At 69.1% G+C, this 18519-nt stretch carries 19 protein-coding genes; 7 read left to right on the top strand and 12 right to left on the bottom strand.

Annotated features, from left to right (window positions below):
• Positions 1-9: 9 nt before the first annotated feature.
• Together ACFWNN_RS14975 and ACFWNN_RS14970 are read right to left on the bottom strand one after the other, a co-directional pair.
• On the bottom strand, positions 10-453 hold the full coding sequence (locus tag ACFWNN_RS14975) for a nucleoside deaminase (RefSeq protein WP_382440458.1): 444 nt from the start codon (positions 451-453) through the stop codon (positions 10-12).
• Positions 454-463: 10 nt separating this feature from the next.
• A complete protein-coding gene (locus tag ACFWNN_RS14970) occupies positions 464-2788 on the bottom strand; it encodes an immune inhibitor A domain-containing protein (protein WP_382440457.1) in 2325 nt (774 codons plus the stop codon).
• Between the two features lie 165 nt (positions 2789-2953).
• Here ACFWNN_RS14970 and ACFWNN_RS14965 point away from each other — a divergent pair, with 165 nt between their 5' ends.
• Positions 2954-4432: an Nramp family divalent metal transporter gene (locus tag ACFWNN_RS14965; RefSeq protein WP_382440456.1), complete on the top strand. Its 1479-nt coding sequence runs from the start codon at positions 2954-2956 to the stop codon at positions 4430-4432.
• Here ACFWNN_RS14965 and ACFWNN_RS14960 read toward each other — a convergent pair.
• The gene (locus ACFWNN_RS14960; protein ID WP_382440455.1) at positions 4422-4865 is read right to left on the bottom strand and encodes a hypothetical protein; all 444 of its coding nucleotides are present in this window, start codon (positions 4863-4865) and stop codon (positions 4422-4424) included. The genes ACFWNN_RS14965 and ACFWNN_RS14960 overlap by 11 nt on opposite strands.
• Positions 4866-4903: 38 nt before the next feature.
• Positions 4904-5233: a TfoX/Sxy family protein gene (locus tag ACFWNN_RS14955; RefSeq protein WP_382440454.1), complete on the bottom strand. Its 330-nt coding sequence runs from the start codon at positions 5231-5233 to the stop codon at positions 4904-4906.
• A gap of 118 nt (positions 5234-5351) precedes the next feature.
• Here ACFWNN_RS14955 and ACFWNN_RS14950 point away from each other — a divergent pair, with 118 nt between their 5' ends.
• A complete protein-coding gene (locus tag ACFWNN_RS14950) occupies positions 5352-5591 on the top strand; it encodes a YggT family protein (RefSeq protein ID WP_382440453.1) in 240 nt (79 codons plus the stop codon).
• Here ACFWNN_RS14950 and ACFWNN_RS14945 read toward each other — a convergent pair.
• The 5 genes from ACFWNN_RS14945 to ACFWNN_RS14925 all read right to left on the bottom strand — a co-directional run bounded on the left by ACFWNN_RS14945 (position 5554) and on the right by ACFWNN_RS14925 (position 11213).
• On the bottom strand, positions 5554-7107 hold the full coding sequence (locus tag ACFWNN_RS14945) for an FAD-binding oxidoreductase (protein ID WP_382440452.1): 1554 nt from the start codon (positions 7105-7107) through the stop codon (positions 5554-5556). The two genes, ACFWNN_RS14950 and ACFWNN_RS14945, sit on opposite strands and share 38 nt — an antisense overlap.
• A gap of 25 nt (positions 7108-7132) precedes the next feature.
• The gene (locus ACFWNN_RS14940; protein WP_382440451.1) at positions 7133-7297 is read right to left on the bottom strand and encodes a DUF397 domain-containing protein; all 165 of its coding nucleotides are present in this window, start codon (positions 7295-7297) and stop codon (positions 7133-7135) included.
• 10 nt (positions 7298-7307) lie between these two features.
• Positions 7308-8138, bottom strand: coding sequence for a helix-turn-helix domain-containing protein (locus ACFWNN_RS14935; protein WP_382440450.1), 831 nt, complete (start codon positions 8136-8138; stop codon positions 7308-7310).
• A gap of 85 nt (positions 8139-8223) precedes the next feature.
• A complete protein-coding gene (locus ACFWNN_RS14930) occupies positions 8224-10812 on the bottom strand; it encodes a CHAT domain-containing protein (RefSeq protein WP_382440449.1) in 2589 nt (862 codons plus the stop codon).
• Entirely contained in the window at positions 10809-11213 is a 405-nt protein-coding gene (locus ACFWNN_RS14925) for a hypothetical protein (RefSeq protein WP_382440448.1), read from the bottom strand. Before ACFWNN_RS14925 ends, ACFWNN_RS14930 begins: the two co-directional genes overlap by 4 nt.
• Between ACFWNN_RS14925 and ACFWNN_RS14920 the strand changes: the two genes are divergently transcribed.
• From ACFWNN_RS14920 to ACFWNN_RS14900, 5 genes are all read left to right on the top strand, one after another.
• On the top strand, positions 11193-12089 hold the full coding sequence (locus tag ACFWNN_RS14920) for a S8 family serine peptidase (protein WP_382440447.1): 897 nt from the start codon (positions 11193-11195) through the stop codon (positions 12087-12089). The genes ACFWNN_RS14925 and ACFWNN_RS14920 overlap by 21 nt on opposite strands.
• Positions 12090-12143: 54 nt before the next feature.
• The gene (locus ACFWNN_RS14915; RefSeq protein WP_382440446.1) at positions 12144-12761 is read left to right on the top strand and encodes an RNA polymerase sigma factor; all 618 of its coding nucleotides are present in this window, start codon (positions 12144-12146) and stop codon (positions 12759-12761) included.
• Positions 12739-13182, top strand: coding sequence for a hypothetical protein (locus ACFWNN_RS14910; RefSeq protein WP_382440445.1), 444 nt, complete (start codon positions 12739-12741; stop codon positions 13180-13182). Before ACFWNN_RS14915 ends, ACFWNN_RS14910 begins: the two co-directional genes overlap by 23 nt.
• Positions 13183-13446: 264 nt before the next feature.
• Positions 13447-14247, top strand: a complete 801-nt coding sequence (locus ACFWNN_RS14905; RefSeq protein WP_382440444.1) for an SAM-dependent methyltransferase — start codon at positions 13447-13449, stop codon at positions 14245-14247.
• Positions 14247-16079: a diguanylate cyclase domain-containing protein gene (locus tag ACFWNN_RS14900; protein WP_382440443.1), complete on the top strand. Its 1833-nt coding sequence runs from the start codon at positions 14247-14249 to the stop codon at positions 16077-16079. Before ACFWNN_RS14905 ends, ACFWNN_RS14900 begins: the two co-directional genes overlap by 1 nt.
• 43 nt (positions 16080-16122) lie before the next feature.
• On the opposite strand, the gene ACFWNN_RS14895 is transcribed toward ACFWNN_RS14900, so the two are convergent.
• The 3 genes from ACFWNN_RS14895 to ACFWNN_RS14885 all read right to left on the bottom strand — a co-directional run bounded on the left by ACFWNN_RS14895 (position 16123) and on the right by ACFWNN_RS14885 (position 18512).
• Positions 16123-16644 carry a snapalysin family zinc-dependent metalloprotease gene (locus ACFWNN_RS14895; protein WP_382440442.1) on the bottom strand — a complete coding sequence of 174 codons (522 nt, stop codon included), beginning with the start codon at positions 16642-16644 and terminating at the stop codon, positions 16123-16125.
• 275 nt (positions 16645-16919) lie between these two features.
• The gene (locus tag ACFWNN_RS14890; RefSeq protein ID WP_382440441.1) at positions 16920-17774 is read right to left on the bottom strand and encodes a hypothetical protein; all 855 of its coding nucleotides are present in this window, start codon (positions 17772-17774) and stop codon (positions 16920-16922) included.
• A 141-nt stretch (positions 17775-17915) separates the two neighbouring features.
• On the bottom strand, positions 17916-18512 hold the full coding sequence (locus ACFWNN_RS14885) for an ATP/GTP-binding protein (protein ID WP_285644521.1): 597 nt from the start codon (positions 18510-18512) through the stop codon (positions 17916-17918).
• Between the last annotated feature and the right edge of the window lie 7 nt (positions 18513-18519).

The raw sequence follows: 18519 nt of genomic DNA, 5'->3' as shown, positions 1-18519 counted from the left end.
CCGCCCACGCTAGTCCTGACCGATGTCCTCGTACCAGAGCTCGGGGCGGTCGGCGATGAACGTGGTCATCAGCTCGATCAAAGAAGGGTCCTCGACGACGGTGATGCCCACGCCGTGTTCGGCCAGCCAGTCGTGGCCTCCAACGAACGTCGTGGCCTCGCCGATCAGGACGTGCGAGATGCCGAACTGGCGGACCAGGCCGCTGCAGTACCAGCACGGCGACAACGTCGTGACCATCGTCGTGCCGCGGTAGCTGCGCTGGCGGCCCGCGTTGCGGAAGGCCGAGGTCTCGGCGTGCATGGAGGCGTCGCCGTCCTGCACTCGCCGGTTGTGGCCCCTGCCCAGCAGACGGCCGTCGCCGCCGAAGAGGGCCGCGCCGATGGGGATTCCGCCTTCGGCGAGTCCCATCCGCGCCTCTTCGACGGCGACGGCCAGCATTTCCTCAGCTGTCATGCACTGCAAACTACTTGGTCTTGAACAACTTCACCGTCATCGACGTGCCGGACTGCCGCAGCACGCGCAGACCGACGCCCACGGCGGGCAGCTTGACGCCCGCGTTCGGCTGCTCGGCGTACCAGAACTGCTTGGTGTCGTCGAACGTCGGCTGAGCCGCGGCACCGCGGACGTAGGACGCCTTGCCGTTGACGTGCAACGTGAAGGAGTCCGACTTCTGCAGGCCGAACGGCGCGTCGTAGCCGCTGACGGTCGGCGACCAGCGCTGGCCCTCCAGGTTGTACAGAGGCGCCGGGTTGGCGTCGATCGGCAGGATCAGGCCCTCACCGGGGTGCTCGCTGACGTTGTTGTCGAGGAACGAGGTGTTCCACAACGACACCAGCAGGCCGTCCTGGTACGGGAAGTGCTCCACGAAGTCGGGCTTGTCCGGGAAGCTGAAGCGGTACGGGCCGGTCTGGTTGTACTTGCCGTACGACTCGTACGTGCGGTTCGACGCGATGTAGAACTGGTCGAACGCCTTCGTCTCCTTGCCCTCGGTCGTGCGGAAGCCACGGGTGGTCCACACGCCCGCGGTCTCGCCGCCGTCGGTCAGCACCGCGGAACCGTCGGCGGTGACCACGATCTGGTCGGCGAAGAAGCCCTGCAACGCCAGCGCGCCGTCGGTGCGGTAGGCGAAGCGCAGCTTCGTGTTCTTGCCGGCGTACGCGTCGAGGTTCACGTTCACGTCGACCCACTGGCCGCCGGACGAGCTGGAGATCGCGGGCGAGTCGCCGGAGTCGCGGGCGAACGGGACGCCGCCGGCGGTGCCGTCGAGCTGCGTCCAGCTGCCGTCCTCATTGGACGCTTCGACGTAGAGGTAGTCGTAGTCGGCCTCGATGTCGAAGCGGGCCTTCAGCGTCAGCGACGCGGACGTCTTGCCGCGCAGGTCGAGAGGCGCGGTCATGGAGTGGTCGAGGTCGTTGCCCTTCTCGCTCCACCACATCTTGCTGCCCGCGAACGGGGCGCCGTAGTCGAAGTTCTTCGAGATGTCCGGCAGCACGACGACGAGGCCCTGGGCCTTGGCGCTGTTGTACTCGTGCGGGCCGAGCTCGAAGACGCGTTCCTGACCGGCGACCGCGACCTCGTAGTCGAGCCAGCCGAGCTGGAGCTTGTCCCACGCGGAGAACTCGTTGGCGCGCTCACCGGGGGCCTCGCCGGGCGCGTTGACCCGGTTCTGCGCCATGATCGACCACCAGTTGACGCCGTTCGTGCCGCCGTTGGTGTCGTAGTGGTCCGGCAGGCCGAGGTCGTGGCCGTACTCGTGCGCGAAGACGCTCACGCCGCCGTTCTCGGGCTGCACGGTGTAGTCGCCGACCCAGATGCCGGTGTCACCGATCTGCGCGCCGCCGAGCTTGTTGGTGCCGGGACCGGTCGTGTAGTTCTTGAACGCGTAGCCGCGGTGGCTCCACAGCGCGTCCTCGCCCTGCAACGGGTCACCGTCGGCCTGGTCGCCACCCGCGTGCACGATCTGGAAGTGGTCGATGTAGCCGTCGGGCTCGTTGAAGTCGCCGTCACCGTCGTAGTCGTAACGGTCCCAGACGTCGTACTCGGCCAGCGACGCCTTGATCTGCGCGTCGGTCTTGCCGGCGGCCTTCTGGTCGGCGACCCACTGCGTCACCGCGTCCTTGATGAGCTCACGCGAGTTGTTGCAGATGTTGTCGTTGCACGGGAAGCCGTTGCTGCGGCCGTAACGCGCCTCGTTGTACTTGACCTTCACCCAGTCCGTGACGAGACCGTTGACGGTGTAGCGGCCGGACGACTGCTTGTCGTAGAAGTTCGCGACCGAGTTGGCGTCCTTCTTGCGGCTGAAGTACAGGTCCTGGAAGTACTTCTGGCTGAAGTCGGAACGCCAGATCGTCGTGTTGTCGACGGCCCGGTTCGGCTCGGGGATCTGGTTGTGCGTCGGCCCGTCGAACCGCTGCGGCCCCGGCGTGCCCGGGTTCGTGTCGCGGTCGGGGTAGTCGGGGTGCCGCTCGTTGCCGAACTCCGTCAGGATCACGAAGATCTTGTCGGTCTTCTCCCGCTTGAGCTCGACGTACTGGTCCTTGTCCTTCTTCTTGCCGACCTTCGCGACGGTGCTGGTGCCCCGCTTCTCGGTCGTGGCCTGACCGGTCAGCACGTCGGCGAGCGCCTGCTGCTTCAACGCGCGGCGCTTCACCTCCAGCTCGTGCGGCTGCTCGTCGGACTGCCGCGTCTCCTGCACCTCGGGCTGCACGGGCGGCGTCGCGGTGGCCGGTGTGACCATGGCCGCGCTGATGAGCGCGAGCGCCGCTGCTCCCGCCAGAACTCTTCGCACTTGTGTTCCCTCCTCGGAAATCCCGAGGGGAACCTACGTTCGGGATCTGCGGCTCGACACGTCCGAAAGTCGGGTTCCCGCAACAGGTGTTGACCGATTGCCCGGTACGTCGGGAAAGTGGTGGATTCCGTTCCCCGACGTGTCGGGAGGTCGACTGTGTCGTCGATGCAAATCGGAGTGAGCAGGCCGCCGCTGGATGTCGCGGACCTGCCGGAACCGGAGAAGGTGTTCAAGGTCCGCAAGCTCGGGCCTGTCCAGGTGGTCCAGTTCGTGATCGGCCCGAGCCTCATCGCGCTCGGCATCTCGATCGGCAGCGGCGAGTGGTTGCTCGGCCCGCAGGCGGTCGGCAAGTTCGGCTTCGTCGGCATCGGCTGGGTGATCACGGTGTCGGCGTTGCTGCAGACGTTCTACAACGTGGAGATCGCCCGCTACGTCGTGGCGACGGGCGAGACCCCGGTCGTCGGCTGGGGCCGGGTGCCGCCGGGCTGGAAGTTCTGGGTACCGGTGTCACTGGCGGTGTTCTACTTCGCGTTCATCTTCGGCGGCTGGGCGGCGGGCGCCGGACAGGGGCTCTTCGCCCTGATCGCGGGCCGCGGCTACCGCCCTGACGAGATCGAGTACGTGCGGCTGCTCGCGATCGGGCTGCTCGTCGTGGTCTTCCTGATCACGGCGGGCGCCCGCAAGGTGTCGAGAGCGCTGGAGCTCACGAACTGGGTGCTCGTCGGCTCGCTGCTGCTGGTGCTGCTCGCGGTGACGATCGCGATCGTGCCGTTCTCCGTGTGGTGGGAGGGAGTGCGCGGCCTCGTGACCCCGGCCGCTCCTCCGGCCGGCATCACGGCGACGCAGCTCGGCGGCCTCGCCGGCTTCACCGCGCTCGCGTCCGGACTGAACTGGTACGCGATGAGCCACTACCGCGACAAGGGCTACGGCATGGGCCACCACGTCGGGTTCATCGCGGGCCTGCGCGGCGGCAAGCAGGAGCTGCGCCCGGTCGGCGTGACCTTTGTGGACACTCCGGCCAACGCCTCGCTGTGGCGACGCTGGTACCGGCTGCTGCTGATCGACCAGTGGGCGGTGTTCTTCGTCGGCGCGATGCTCGGCATGCTGCTCCCGACCGTGCTGATGGCGCACATCGTCGCGGTGTCCGGCCAGCAGCCGACAGCGGCGAACGTGCCGACGTTCTCCGCCGAACAGCTCGGGCTCTTGTACGGGCAGGGCATGTTCTACCTGATGCTCGTGGTCGGGGTGCTGGTGCTGTTCTCCACGCAGCTCGGCATCTTCGAGGCGCTGGTGCGCAACTTCACCGACGCCATGCACGCCGTGTCACCGCGGCTGCGGCGCCGGATCGAGGACGACCCGCGCCGGTTCTACTACCCGTTCATGCTGGTGGTGCTGGCGATCATCGCCGGCGCGCTGCACCTCGCGCTGCCCGTGGAGCTCGTGCAGATCTCGGCGAACATGTCGAACCTGGGCGCGCTGATGTTCCCGTTCGCGTTGATGTACCTGAACTCCCGGCTGCCGCAGCCGGCCCGGCCGCGGTGGTGGCACCACGTGATCCTGGTGCTGAACGTGGTGTTCTTCGGGTTCTTCTTCGTGAACTTCGTCTACGAGTTCTTCACGGGAGGGCCGCTGGTCAGGTTCTGACCCACACCTCGGCGGTCGCGATGGTGTGGCCCTCCACGCTGTTGAAGCCGTCCGCCTTGAACACGTCCATCACCGGCTGGCTCACGACGAGGCCGGTGCCCTTGTTGGCGAGCCCGAGGTCGTCCACCCCGGGCTCGCCGTGCACCTTGAGCCACACCAGGTCCGGCAGCACGCCGTCCGGGTTGAAGACGTGGTGCTGGTCGCTCGCCGTCACGAGCGCCTCGTCCAGCGAGAAGCCGGTGAAGCCCGCCTCGGTCAGGCGCTTGCCCGTCTCCCGCAGCACGAGGTACACCATGTGCCCCTTGACGACGCAGTCACCGAACCAGTCGGCCACCTCGTAGTGCACGCGGGTGACGACATCGTTCGCGCGGTCGATCTCGAACTCGTCGCCCCAGCTGCCCGCGACCTCGGGCCTGACCAAGTAGAACGTCATGCCCGCACTCTAGAACGCGGTGGATCAGCGCCCGGCGCTCACTTCGGCGGCAGCGCTTCCACGTAGTCGCGGCACCGCGCGATCCAGTCGTCGAGGGCCTCGTCCTCCGAGATCGCCTCGCCGTCCACCACGACCCAGCCCCGCATCGGCTTGCCGGTGAAGTCGAACACGCGCGTGCCCGGCAACCCCAGCGCCTCTTCCTGCGCCTCCGGGCCGACGCGGGCCAGCAGGTCCGAGCCCAGGGCTCCTACCAGCATGTTTCCCCGCCACATGAACACCAGCGTGCCGAACATCTTGCGAGTGCTGAGGTCCGGGAGGTCGCCGAGCGACTCGCCGAGACGGTGGGCCAGGCCCTCGTCGTACGCCATGCGCTGAATACTGTCTCAGCGAGTTGCCAGGCGCCTCTCAGGTTCGTGTGGCTTCATGGACATACAGGACATAAGGAGGCCCGAGTTGTTCGGCTTGGTCGGGTGGATCGTCGGTTGGGTGTTGACGCTGTTCATCATCGTGATGATCGGCCGGATGATCGTGGACTGGGCTGTCACGTTGCAGGCGCGCGGCGACTGGGTGTGGCAGGTGCGGCGGGTGACGCACGGCGTGACGGAGCCCGTGCTGGCGCCGGTGCGCAAGGTGTTGCCGCCCGTGCGGTTCGGCGGGTTCGGGTTGGACCTGGCGTTCACGGTCGTGTTCATCGCGGCGTTGATCCTGCGGTCGATCGTGTGGTGAGGACTCCTGGGTTGAGCAGGCCCTGAGGGTCCAGCGCGGCCTTGGCACCGGACAGGGCCGCGTGGAAGACGTCCGGCCGTTGGCGCGCGTACCAGGGCATGTGGTCGCGGCCGACGGCGTGGTGGTGCGTGATCGTGCCGCCGGAGCTGATCAACGCCTCGGAGACGGCTGCCTTGATGTCGTCCCACTGCGCGGTGAGGCTGCCCCAGCGGCCCGGCGCGTAGATGCCGTAATAGGGCGCGGGGCCGTCCGGGTAGACGTGGGTGAAGCGGCACGTGACGATGCCGACGCCGCACACCTCCTGCAACGCCTTGGTCGCCGCCTCGACGACGGCCGCGTGCAGCGCGGGGAACCGGTCCCAGGTGCAGGCCGTCTCGAACGTCTCGGTGATCATCCCGTGCTGCGCCATCGCGTCGCGCTGGTAGGGCATGCGCAGGAACGACTTCCGCCATCGGCCGGCGGCGCCTTCGACGACCTCGCCATCGCCGCACAGCTCCAGTGCCCGTGCCAGCAGCGCGTCGACCGGGTGGTCGGCCGACTCGAACGCCAGCACCAGCACGGACTGCGGTGACCCGGCGTTGAGGAACGCCTCGGCGGGGTCCAGGAGGCGGCAGTTGGCCGGGTTCAGACCGGACTGCGCGATCAGCCTCGTCGCCTCCACGGCCCGTTCCCACGACGCGAACCGCACCGAGGCCCCCGCGCGATGCACCGGCGGCGACTGGAGCCTCATCCAAGCCTCGGTGATCACGCCCAGGGTGCCCTCGGAGCCCAGAAAGAGGCGGTCCGGCGACGGTCCGGCGCCCGAGCCCGGCAGCCGGCGCGACTCGGAGATCCCCTGCGGCGTCACGACTCTGAGCGACTCGGTCAGGTCGTCGATGTGCGTGTAGAGCGTGGCGTAGTGGCCGCCCGCGCGGGTCGCGAGCCAGCCGCCGAGCGTCGAGAACTCGAACGACTGCGGGAAGTGCCGCAACGTCAGCCCGTGCGGCTTGAGCTGCGCTTCGAGCGACGGCCCGAACACGCCCGCCTGGATCCGCGCCGCCCGGCTGACCGGGTCGACCTCCAGCACCTGGTCGAGGTGGCCGAGGTCGAGCGTCACGACCCGGTCCAGGTCCCGAGGTTCGACCCCGCCGACCACGGAAGTGCCGCCCCCGAACGGAATCACCGCGACACCCCGCGAGGAACACCAGTCCAGCACGTCCACGACGTCCTGCTCGGTGCGCGGCCGCGCCACGGCGTCGGGCAACGGCCCGACGTCCCCGGCGAGGTTGCGGGTCACGTCGCGGTAGGCCTGGCCACGGGCGTGCGCGAGCCGATCGACCGGATCGGTCGAGAACAGGTCGGAAGGCGGCTCCACCCGCGAGGCCGGTAAGGAGAGCGAGGCGGGATCAGGCGGTTCGTGGAACGTCAGGTCGGCGTCCGGCAACACCGCCCGCACCCGATCGACCAGCGCCCGGCGTTCCTCCGGGGTGACGGCGTCCTCGACGTTGCCCCAGCCCCACCACGACCTCGTTGTCATGGCGAGCAACCATAAGTGAAACGCGTCAGTTCCGGAAGTGATCGCCCTTGGCCGAGTCGAGGAACGCCTCCCACGCCTGAGCGGACAGCGGGATGTGCGCCGCAGGAGCCTTGCTGTCCCTGACGCCGATCCCCGCGCCGATCTCCACGCAGTTGTTGCCGTCGGGGCTGTAGCTGCTCTTGCGCCACACGGTGGCCTCCTCAGGACACGATGCCGGTGATCAACCTCCTCGATTGTTCCGCATCCAAGGCCACGCCAGCCAGGGACTTCAGGATGTCCGTGTAGAGGTCGACGGACGCCTTGTCCTCCATGAAGATGCCCGAGTTCATCGTGTCCGTGTAAACGATGGACGGGATCTTCTTGAACTTCATCAGGCTGAACTCGCCCATGACTCCGGCGTGCGCGCCGATCAGCGTGGGGACGACCAGGACGGTGATGTTCGGCCGCACCGACATCCGCAGCAGGTGGTGCATCTGGTCGCGCCACACCGCTTCACCGCCCACGGGCAGCATCAACGCCTGCTCGTGCACGTAGAAGAAGAACTTCCGCGTGCCGTCCAGGATCTGCTGCCGGGCGACACGGGCCTCGACCCGCAGGGCGATGTCCTTGGCTTCGATCTTCGGCCACACCTCGTACAGCGGCCGCATGTAGTCGGGGGTCTGCAACAGGCCCGGCACCAGCGTCAGGTGCCAGCTGTACAGCTCGCTCACGACCGCCTCGTGCTCGACGAGCGTGCGCATCTTGATCGGCAGCACACCCTGGTAGTGCTGCCACCACCCCTTCTCCCTGGACATCTTGAACAGGGTCATGAGGTGATCGAACTCTTCTTCTTTCACCCGGCAGAGGCCGAGCAACCGGGCGAAGTCGAGCTCGGTGACCCCACCCTTCCCCGTGAGCAGGTCCGAGAGCTTCTGCGGATCCCACCCCAACACTTCGGCTACGGCGCGGTGCGACATCCCTGTCGAATCGACCGCCGCGCGGACGAGCGCGGCGAACTCGCGGCCGCGCACCGTGGAGGCTCGTACTGGCATGTCAGGAAAGTAGGGCCGGTTCCGCTCGCCGCAGCACCGTTTGGGGCCAAGTCCAACCGAAGAGATGGACGTTGGAAGCCCTCCATCACCCCGCGCCGAAACAGACGAACCCCACGGCCGCGGCGTAGGCGGCGTCGTCGACCGCCGCCCGTTGCACGGCGGCCAGGGCCTCGGCCGGGGCCATGCCGGCGGCGAGTTTCTGGTGCAGCTCCACCATGACGGGCGCGGTGCCGTCGGTCGGCACCGGGACCACCGGCGCGATCAACGTGCGGGTGCCCAGGCCCAGCAGGGCCGCCGTGAAGCCCATCAGCTCGTCGCCGGGACGCACGGCCGACTGGCCCGTGTCGCACGCCGACAGCACGACGCGGGTCGGTGGGCGGCGCAGGCGTTCGATGTCGTAGACGGTCAGCGGGCCGTCGGCTAGTTCCAGCGCCGAGAACAGGGGGTTGTCCACGCGGAACGAGCCGTGCGCGGCGATGTGGGCCAGCGCGGCACCGTCCATTGAGGACGCGACGGCGCTCACGGTGGCCTCGGCGTCGACGAGCACGCGGCCGGGGACGTGCGCGCTGATGGCCTTGATCTCGGTGGGGGCGGCGGCCATCCGCGGCCCGGCGGCGAGCACGGCCTCGCCCGCGGCGTCCGGGACCGAGCAGGCGCGCAGCCAGACGGAGGCGGACGGGGCGACGGTCACCTGGCGGTTCAGCACGGCCCACGGGAGGCCGTTCAGGGCGCCGGTCGGGACGACCACCAGCGGTCTGCCGTCGATGCGCCCGGCCAGCGGGTCGAGCAGGCGCCGCGCCAGCAACGCGGCCGCGTGCGAGGCCGAGGAACGCGCCACGGCGAGGTTCGGCAGCTGCGGCGGCAGGGTCACCAGGCGGTGCAGGGCGAAGCGGAGCAGGCGGATCTCGCGCACCACGCCGTCGACCGGGCCCAGCGGGTGCAGCGTGGCGCGGCCGTCCGCCAGCACGACCGCGAGCAACGAGCCGTCGTGCTCCACGAACTCGATCAGGGCCGACGACCCCAGGGCCGCCGCGAGCGACGCGACCGACGGGGGCTTGAAGACGGCGACCTCGCCGGAGGTCTGGCGGGTGAGGTCGCGGACGCGTTGCTCGGCGCGGACCAGCTTGGCGCGCAACGACCCGGCGGGTTTCCCGGCCAGCACGGCGGACTCGACGTCGGCGGAGACCGCGCGCAGCGACGCGAGGGCGTCCTCCAGGCGCGGGTCGTCCGGCGGCGACACCGACTTCATCCGCAACGCCCCGGCCCGCCAGGTCTCGGTCCACGACAGCACGCGGGACGCGCTGCCGGACGCCATCGCCAGCGCCAGCCCCTCGGCCGCCAGCGCCTGGCCCTGCACACCGGCCGACGCACGCAACTCGGCCGCGCCCAGCGACACCCGGTACTCGTCGAGCAGCCCGATACCCCGGCGCAGCGCCGACGAGGTGCCCCGGACGTCGCCGGAGAGCTTGCGCCGCAACGCTTCCGCGTACCAGCCGCGGACGCGCAGACCGGCCGGGCCACGACGGCGAGCGGCGGCGGCGACCGACAGCTCCGAGACGGCACGGGCGCGGTGGCCGAGGTCGGCGGCGACCAGCCCGGCGTCGATGCGGGCCTCCAGCGCGGGCAACCGCCAGTCCATCGCGTCCAGCTCGGAGGCCACCCGCGACAGGGCGAGCCGCAACGGCCGGGAGCGGTCGCCGCGCAGCACGGCCGCGTGCAGCTCCAGGTACCGCGCGCCGGCCGCCCACAGCAGCCGTTGCTCGCGGCGGAACCGGCGGCGGGCCTCGGCGGCGAACGAGTTGGCCGCGTCCGGGTCGTCGTCCAGCAGGGCGATGCGGGCGCGGAAGTACAGCGCCTCCGACACGCCCAGGGGGTTCTTCAACGCCTTCAGCTCGACGATCGCGCGGTCGGCGGCGGCCCGCGCCTCGTCCAGCAGCGGCACGGAGACGAGCAGCTCCAGGCGGTTCACCAGCAGCACCGGGCGCATGACGTCGAGGCGGCGGTGGACCTCCTCGGCCTTGTCGAACAGGGACAGCGCGGCCGGCACGTCACCACCGCGGGTGGCCATGATGCCCGCGTTCCAGTTGACGTCGGCGACGCCGAGCTCCTGCCCCAACTCGCCCAGCAGGGAGGCCGCGAGCGAGAAGTCGGCCGACGCCTCGCGCATGTTGCCGACGTACGCGCGCACGAGCCCGCGGTTGTTGAGGGCGCGTGCTTCGACGAGTTGGTCGCCCACGCGCCGGGCACCGGCGATGGCGGCGGTGTAGTCGCGTTGCGCGTCGTCGTAGCGGGTCAGGTAGTGGAAGACGACACCGCGTTGCATCAGGGCCGCCACCGAGTCCGCTCCGGACAGCTCCGGCATCGCGTCGTCCAGCAACGTCAGCGCGGCCTTCTGCTTGCCCGTGTAGGCGAGCACCCACGCGAGGCTCATCTGCGCCAGCGCGGCCAGCCGGGGCAACGAGGCCTCGGAGGCGATGCGGATCGAGCGGCGGAGGTGCCGGGCCGCGCCGGGGAAGTCGTGCATCTCGCGCAGCGCGAGGCCGATCGCGCGTTCGGCGATCGAGGATTCCGAGCGGTCTTCCGTCGCGCGGAGCACCGCGCGCGCCATCTCCACGGCGGCGCGCGGGTTGCGCTGCCTGGCCTCCAGCGCGTCCTCGGCGGAAAAGTCGGTCACGGCAACACTTTATCCGCTGTGGTAGCTTGATCAAGCTCGGTCGGGGTGCCCGTCAACGCTGCTTTAGTGAGGCCGTGGTGTCGAAAACGCCAGAAAGCGCGGAGCTTTACCAAAGAGCTTTCCTGCAGCTCATCGCCGAGGACAAGAACATCAGCTTCCACGCCGAACGCGGGCGTGAATTCCTTTATCGGCCGGGGCAGTTGCTCGTCGGAGCCGAGGACCAACAACGCGTGATCGAAAAGCTGCGCGAAAACAACATCGACGCGCGGCCCGGCGAAGGATTCGCCGGATTGGCGCGATTGACGTTGCCGAACAACGCCGAGGACATTCCGCGCATTGTTCGCCTGTTGCGCGACCAGCGGAACTGGCCGAACGCGCGCGTGCCGCTCGTGCAGCCGCACCACGTGATCGTCGGGCACGGCGGTCTGGTGATGGGCAACCCGGGCGACCGTCCATATCCGACGGACCCGGTCGTGGCGCCGAAGTTCGACGAGCGCCTCAAGGACGTCCGGGTCGGCATCATCGACACCGGCATCTCGCAGGGCGCGAGCAGCGAGCACTCCGACTGGTTCGACGGCCGCTACGCCAAGGAGGCCGACGACGTCGACCCCGCCTACGCGAGCGGCGACAACTTCGCGTTGCAGGGCGGGCACGGCACGTTCGTCGCGGGCGTGATCCAGAACGCGGCCCCCGGCGTCACGTTCGACCCGGAGGTCGGCCTCGACCCCAACGGGTTCGGTGACGAGGAGCGGATCTGCCGCAAGATCACCGAGCTGGGCCGCAAGAAGATCAACCTGCTGAACCTGTCCCTCGGCTGCTTCACCGAGGACGACGTGGCGTCCGAACCGTTCCGGCGCACCATCGAGGCGCTGCCCGAGGACGTCGTCGTGGTCGCCTCCGCCGGCAACCAGGGCACGCAACGGCCGAGCTGGCCCGCCGCGCTGTGCGGGGTCACCGCCGTCGCCGCCGCCCAGCAGGAACGCGACGGCTCGCTCGCCCCGGCGTTCTACTCGAACTGGGGCCACTGGGTCGACGCGTGCGCGGTCGGCAACCGCGCCTCGACCTACCTCAAGGGCGAGTGGCAGCTGCCCGGTGAGGCCTCCGCTACGCCGTTCGCGCTGTGGGCGTACTGGTACGGCACGTCGTTCGCCGCTCCGCTGGTCACCGGCCGGATCGCCGCCACGATGGTGTCCGAGGGCATCGACGCACGTCAGGCACGTGACAAGCTGCTCACCGGGCCGGTCTTCCACCCCGGCTACGGAATTTTCGTCAAATAGTTGTATCTGCGAGGCAACCTCGGCCTCCGCCAGTTGTGACCGCAAGGAGTCGACGTGACCTCTGCATCCCCGATCGCCGCGCTCGTGAGCGCGGCGGCCGAGGGCGACCAGTCGGCGTGGAACGAGATCGTGGACCGTTACACGCCGCTGGTGGTGTCGGTGATCTACAGGCACCGGCTGCGCCCGTCGGATGCGGCCGACGTGAACCAGACGCTGTGGCTGCGGCTCGTGGAGCAGATCGGACGGCTCCGCGAGCCGGAGGCGCTGCCCGGCTGGATCATGACGACCACCCGCAACGAGTGCCTGCGCGTGCTGCGCGTGCAGCAGCGGACGCACCTGTACGACCCACTGTCCGAATCGGACGCGCTGGAGTCGGAGCAGGTGGACGCGGACGTGGAGGCCGACCTGCTGGCGGTCGAGCGGCGGCAGGCGTTGCGAGACGGGTTCGCGGAGCTCACGGACCAGTGCAAGCGGTTGCTGACGAAGCTGATGACCGACCCGCCGCCGAGCTACCAGGTCGTGAGCGAGGAGCTCGCGATGCCGGTCGGCAGCATCGGCCCGACGCGGATACGTTGCCTGGAGAAACTGCGGAAGACCCCCGCGATCTCAGCGTTCCTGGGGTCTCCGGTGAAGAGAGGAGGTGTGCTGGGTGCGGCACGACTGGGACAGTGACGAAGTACTGCTCGACGCCTTGCGCGACGCGTTGAGCACACCTTCCGAGGAAGTTCCGCCGGAGTTCGTGGAGGCCGCGAAGGCCGCCTTCACCTGGCGGAACATCGACGAGGAGCTGTTGCTCATCACGTCGTACGACTCCGTTCTCGACGACACGTTGTTCGCCCGTGCGCGCTCCACGGCCACGGCGCGGCAGCTGGTGTTCGACGCGGACGGCGTGATGTTGCAGGTCGAGGTGTCGGCGGCCGGGGTGACCGGGCAGCTGATGCCGGCGTCCGGACCGATCACGCTCGTGACGCCGAGCGGCGACCACGAGACGGCCGACGTGGACGAACTGGGGACTTTCGTGATGGGGGTCGCGCCGCGAGGGCCGGTGAAGTTCCGGTTCGCCAGCGGTTGCACCGATTGGTTCATCCTCTGACCAGGCCCTGTCCCGCAAGTCTCGCCGGGCGAGAGCGGCGGCCGAGGGCCCCGGAGGCGATACCGCCGCGACACCCGAATACGCCCGGTATGAGGCCGTCGCGGCGGCACCGCCTCCGGGACTCTCGCCCGCGTCTCTCACCTGACGAACTCGCAGGACAGGGCCTAGCCATTCGTGTGAAGGCCTAATTCCCTCATTCGGCCCACACCTGCCGCCAGTAGGGTTGTCGACGCTCAGAATTCGCATCGCGAGAGGTGTGCTGCTGTGGTCGATCGAGTCAGCTGGGTACCGGACGGTGTCAACGTCGACGTTCCGAGTTCCGCCCGGATCTACGACTACCTGCTCGGCGGCGGGCACAACTTCGAGGCGGACCGCACGACCGCGGAGGCCCTGATCAGGGTTCTGCCCGTGCGGGCGATGGCCCGGCTGAACCGTTCCTATCTGCGCAGGGCCGTTCTGGAACTGGCCGGGCTCGGGATCAGGCAGTTCCTCGACCTCGGCTCGGGCATTCCGACGGTCGGCAACGTGCACGAGGTGGCGCACGAGGTCGCCGCCGACTCGAAGGTCGTCTACGTCGACTTCGAACCGGTCGCGATCACGCACGCCGAGCTGATGCTGTCGGACGAGCCGAACGTGACGGCGTTGCTCGCCGACCTGCGCGAGCCGGAGAAAGTCGTTGCGCAGGCAAGGGAACACCTCGACTTCACTCAGCCGATCGGGCTGCTGGTCGTCGGTGTCCTCCAGTTCATCCCTGACTCGGACGACCCCTGGGGCGTATTGTCCCGTTACGTGGAATCGCTGCCCCCGGGCTCGTACCTCGCGCTGTCGCACTTCACCGCGGACAGCATGCCGGCGGCCATGGCGGCCGGCGCGGAGATCTTCGCGAAGACCGCGGAGCCGATCACGCCCCGCACCAAGGAGCAGGTCGGGAACATGTTGGCGGGCACCGAGATCATCGAACCCGGCATCGTGTTCACGCCCGAATGGCGGCCCGAGTCCCCCGAGGACATCGGCGACGAACCGTCGAAGGCGAACCTCTACGCCGCGGTGGGTCGCAAGCCCTGATGGCCTCTTCGCCCCTCGCACAGCACTGGGCGGCTGTTCTGATCGAGAGCGCGTACTCGCCGATGTCCCGGCGGAAGCTGACGCAGCACCTCGACGAACACGCCGCCCGGCTGCGTGCCGGGCAGGCGGCGATCGCAATCGGGGAATGGTTGGTGCGCAAGCGTTTCACCGGCCCCGACTCGTTGCGCCGCACGCTGGAGGTGCTCGGGCCGGAGTTCCCGCCCGAGGTGCTCGGCGCGCTCGCGTCCGGGTACGTGCGGGCGACGCGCGACCAGTTGTTCGCCGAGCAGGAGAAGGTCAGGGACTCGCTGCTGAAGGCCGTCGAGGACGCGCAGCGCGACCTGCACGACAGCGAGGCCCGGTTCGCCCAGGTCTTCGCGACCACGGCGGTGGGCATCGCGATCTTCGACCTGCACGGCTCGGTCGTGGAGGCGAACGAGGCGCTGGCGGCGATCCTCGGGTACGAGGAGATGCCCAAGGAGCTGTTCTCCGAGACCGACGCGGCCGCGCTGGCCGCCGCGTGCCTGCGCATGGCCGAGTCCTCTGTGGACACCGACCGGCGCGAGTGGGAGCTCGCGCGGGAGAACGGCGACACGGTGTGGGCCAACGTCGTCCTGTCGGTGCTGCGCGGGTCCGACGGGCTGCCGAAGTTCCACGTCGCGTTGATCGAGGACGTCACCGAGCAGCGGATGCTGCAGGAGTGGTTGCGGCACCAGTCGTTGACGGACCTGCTGACCGGGCTGCCGAACCGGGCGTCGTTCACCGACAAGCTGGAGTCCGCGCTCGCGACCGGCGAGCCGTACACGCTGGGGTACCTGGACGTCGACAGCCTCACGATCGTCAACGACGGCCTCGGGTACGTGGCCGGGGACTCCGTGCTGATCGAGGTCGCGCGGCGGTTGCGGGTGGTGCTGCCGGACGCCGTGGTGGCGCGGGTCGGCGGCGACGAGTTCGTGGTGCTGATCCACGGCTCCCCCGACGTCGCGGCGCTGGCGGCGATGATCGACGAGGAACTGTCCGAGCCGGTGTACCTGCAGGGCGCGGGTGTCGCGGTGTCGACGTCGATCGGGTTCGTGCACACGTCCGGCTTCGGCGCCGACCCGACGGCGGTGCTGCGGCGCGCGCACTCGACGTTGCGCAGAGCCGAGGCCGGCGGCAAGCGGCAGTGGGGGCTCTACGACCACGAGGCCGACGTCGCCGGTCGTACCCGGTACGCGCGGATCGCGGCCATGCCCGGCGCCTTCGAGAACGGCGAGATCACCGTGGAGTACTCGCCGGTGTCGTGGGTCTCGGGAGACCTGGCCTTCGTGGAGGCCTCGCTGCGGTGGGGCGCCACCGGGCACGACGAGGTGGCGGCTTACGCCGATGCGCTGGGACTGGCTTCGCGGGTGGGGCAGATGGTGCTGCAGGACGGGTGCTCGCGCGGCGAGCCGGTGCTGATCAGGCTGTCCCGCGACCAGTCGCGCGACCAGGACCTCACCGCGCACGTGCGGTCGACCCTGCGGGCCTGCGCGCTGCCGGCGTCGTCGTTGTTCCTGGCGCTGGACGTCCGGGCGATGCCGGACGGCGAGGAGAACCTCGAGGTGCTGCACGACATGGGCGTGCACGTGCTGCTGCACGAGTTCGGCGGCGGGTTCACCGGGTTGTCCACTGTGGACCGCAACCAGGTGTGGGGCGTCCGGCTGGCCAGGCCGCCGTCGGAACGCCTGGCGCGGCAGGGACTGGCGTTGCTGGTGCCGCTGCTGCGCGCTTCCGGGGTGCACGTGATCGGCGGGCCGGGCGACCCGGACGAGCTGCGCGCGTTGGGCGTGGACCTGGTGGTGACGCGCTGAGCGGTCGTGGCCGTCAGGGAGACCACGACCGCTCACTCACGCCTTAGGCGGCGTCGTGGAACGTCTCGGCCTGGACCGTGACGGACCCGCCGAAGTTCCGCACGACCTGAGCCTTCTCCGCGGAGTTCGGGTTGGCGTTCGTGCACGACGTGCCGGCACTCGCACCGGACATCAGGTCGGTGCACAGCCCGGTCCGGCGGTCCGGCAGGCCCAGGATGTGGCCGAGCTCGTGCGCGGCGATCCGGACCGTGTTGTGGCCCTCGTTGACGGCCTGGCGGCCCATCCACACGCGGCCGTTGCCGAGGCTGGTCGTCTGGGCACGGGGCCAGCCGTTGTCCGCGACGATGGTGATGTTCACGGAACCGCTGTTCCGCTTCACCAGCTTGACGGTGTTCGGGAGCTGCGTGTTCCACACGTTCGCACCCGCGTCGACGGCCGAGACGAACTCGGCGGCGCCGGCGGAGTTGTAGTACAGCGTGCGGGGCGCGGCCTCAGCCGTACCGATGAGGCCGACCGAGAGGGCGGCCACGCTGGCCGCCACACCGATTGTTTTCCGCAGGGACACAGGAATCTCCTCGCAATGCAGGGTGATTGCCCACCGACTGTATCGCCGAGGTGTTGGCGCACAAGAAGAGTCAAGTGTGAAGCGGCACTGACACGATCAAGGGCGTTCGTAGGTGAGGTCCGGCCGGGACGCTCCGATCCCGCGCGTGGCAAGGGAAAACGCGCCCTACCACCGGGTTGCGGGGCACCGGTCCACCCCGAACAGGCCGCCGCCGAACGGGCGAATAACTGTTCACACGCGACTGGTTCTGATGGACCGGTCGGCGCAACGCCGGCTCACGGGCCGCGACCGATCTCGGCGAGCACCGACCGCACCTTCTCCAGCGAGCAGTCGAACGTGTCCTCGATCTCGTCCCCTTCCCGCGGCCTCCACCTGCTGTACCCGGCCGGGTAGAGCTCGCATCGGAAGCCGTCCTTCGTCTGCCCGGGCGACACGATCAGCCGTCCGTACCTGCCGAGGCCGATGCGGTCGAACTTCGCGGGGTCCTCCCCGTTCAGCGGAAGGGACACCGTCTTCTTGGCCGTTCCCGTCGTCACGTCGGCGACGATGCGACCCGAGTACGAATAGGTGTCGTCGTTCAGCAGCCAGAGTTCGAGGTTGCCCTGCTCGCCGGGTTCCAGGTTGAACGCGAACGGGCGGGTGTTGTCAGACGAGCCGTTGACGAGTTCCAGTGCCGTGCGGTCACGGTCGAGCCGGAGCTCCAGGATCGCCGTGTCGGCGTTGCCCGCGTCGGGGCACTGGAAGTGCATGACGGGCTGGGGTTCGTAGCGGTTGACGTCCACCGCGCGCAGGTTGTCGACCACCAGCATCGCGCCGTCCTCCGCCGCGCTGCGGATGGAGATCCGGTGGTAGGGCGGCACTTCCGTGCCGAACCGGCGCAGCCACTCGATCATCCCGGTGTCGCAGAAGTTGCCGACGTCGGTCTGCGGCAACTGGTCGAGGGGTGTGTCGAGGGGCAGGGCGAACTCGGTCACGGTGTCCTGGTTGACGGGTTCGGCGACGAGGCTCGTCACCTCGGTCCGGCTCTTGCTGACCTCGGACGCGGGACCAGTGATCGCCACGACGAGAGACAGCGCGGCAACGATCACACCGGCCAGCAGAAACCACGGGCTCTTCACGGCTGTGCTCAAGCGGTTGCCCACCTGACTCGCTCCCTCCCGAGTTCGGTGACTCCGCAAAGTCATCGCCGGACTCGCCGGAAGGGTTACGGCACAACGCCAAAAGGCCGGTGTCCCCTGGACACCGGCCTTTCTTTCCGCGGGAGTGCGGTCCTAGGCGAACGACGGCTGGCGCAGCGCGTGTTCCACCAACGCGATGAGGATCTGCTTCGTCGACTGCCGGTTCCGCGCGTCGCACGGGATGATCGGCACCGACGCGGAGATGGTCAGGGCGTCCCTGATCTCCTCGGCCCGGTGGTGCATGAGGCCGTCGAAGCAGTTCACCGCGATCACGTACGGCAGGTCGCGGTCCTCGAAGAAGTCGATGGGTGCGAACGCCTCGTCGATGCGCCGGGTGTCGACCATGACCACGGCGCCGATCGCGCCGCGGACCAGGTCGTCCCACATGAACCAGAACCGGTGCTGACCGGGCGTGCCGAACAGGTACAGGATCAGGTCCTTGTCCAGCGACACGCGGCCGAAGTCCATGGCCACCGTGGTGGTCACCTTGTCCGGCACGTGGGACAGGTCGTCGACGCCGACCGATGCCTGGGTCATCACGGCCTCGGTCGTCAACGGGGTGATCTCGGAGACCGACCCGACGAACGTCGTCTTGCCGACGCCGAACCCGCCCGCGACGACGATCTTCGACGACACCACGTTCAGGTCGGCCCCAGGTGACCCCGGACGACCCGGAGCACCGTTGCTCATGGGAACT

Source organism: Lentzea sp. NPDC058450, assembly GCF_042721395.1.
In the GTDB taxonomy this organism is placed as follows: Bacteria; Actinomycetota; Actinomycetes; order Mycobacteriales; family Pseudonocardiaceae; genus Lentzea.
Note: the sequence above shows the minus strand (reverse complement) of the source record. Positions and strands in the feature narration are given on the sequence as shown.

What these genes read in the sequence shown, in the direction of transcription:
- ACFWNN_RS14955 (WP_382440454.1), bottom strand. Translation starts at nt 5,233, where the DNA reads ATGGCGTACGACGAGGGCCTGGCCCACCGTCTCGGCGAGTCGCTCGGC.
- ACFWNN_RS14960 (WP_382440455.1), bottom strand. Translation starts at nt 4,865, where the DNA reads ATGACGTTCTACTTGGTCAGGCCCGAGGTCGCGGGCAGCTGGGGCGAC.
- ACFWNN_RS14975 (WP_382440458.1), bottom strand. Translation starts at nt 453, where the DNA reads ATGACAGCTGAGGAAATGCTGGCCGTCGCCGTCGAAGAGGCGCGGATG.
- ACFWNN_RS14900 (WP_382440443.1), top strand. Translation starts at nt 14,247, where the DNA reads ATGGCCTCTTCGCCCCTCGCACAGCACTGGGCGGCTGTTCTGATCGAG.
- ACFWNN_RS14885 (WP_285644521.1), bottom strand. Translation starts at nt 18,512, where the DNA reads ATGAGCAACGGTGCTCCGGGTCGTCCGGGGTCACCTGGGGCCGACCTG.
- ACFWNN_RS14935 (WP_382440450.1), bottom strand. Translation starts at nt 8,138, where the DNA reads ATGCCAGTACGAGCCTCCACGGTGCGCGGCCGCGAGTTCGCCGCGCTC.
- ACFWNN_RS14965 (WP_382440456.1), top strand. Translation starts at nt 2,954, where the DNA reads ATGCAAATCGGAGTGAGCAGGCCGCCGCTGGATGTCGCGGACCTGCCG.
- ACFWNN_RS14945 (WP_382440452.1), bottom strand. Translation starts at nt 7,107, where the DNA reads ATGACAACGAGGTCGTGGTGGGGCTGGGGCAACGTCGAGGACGCCGTC.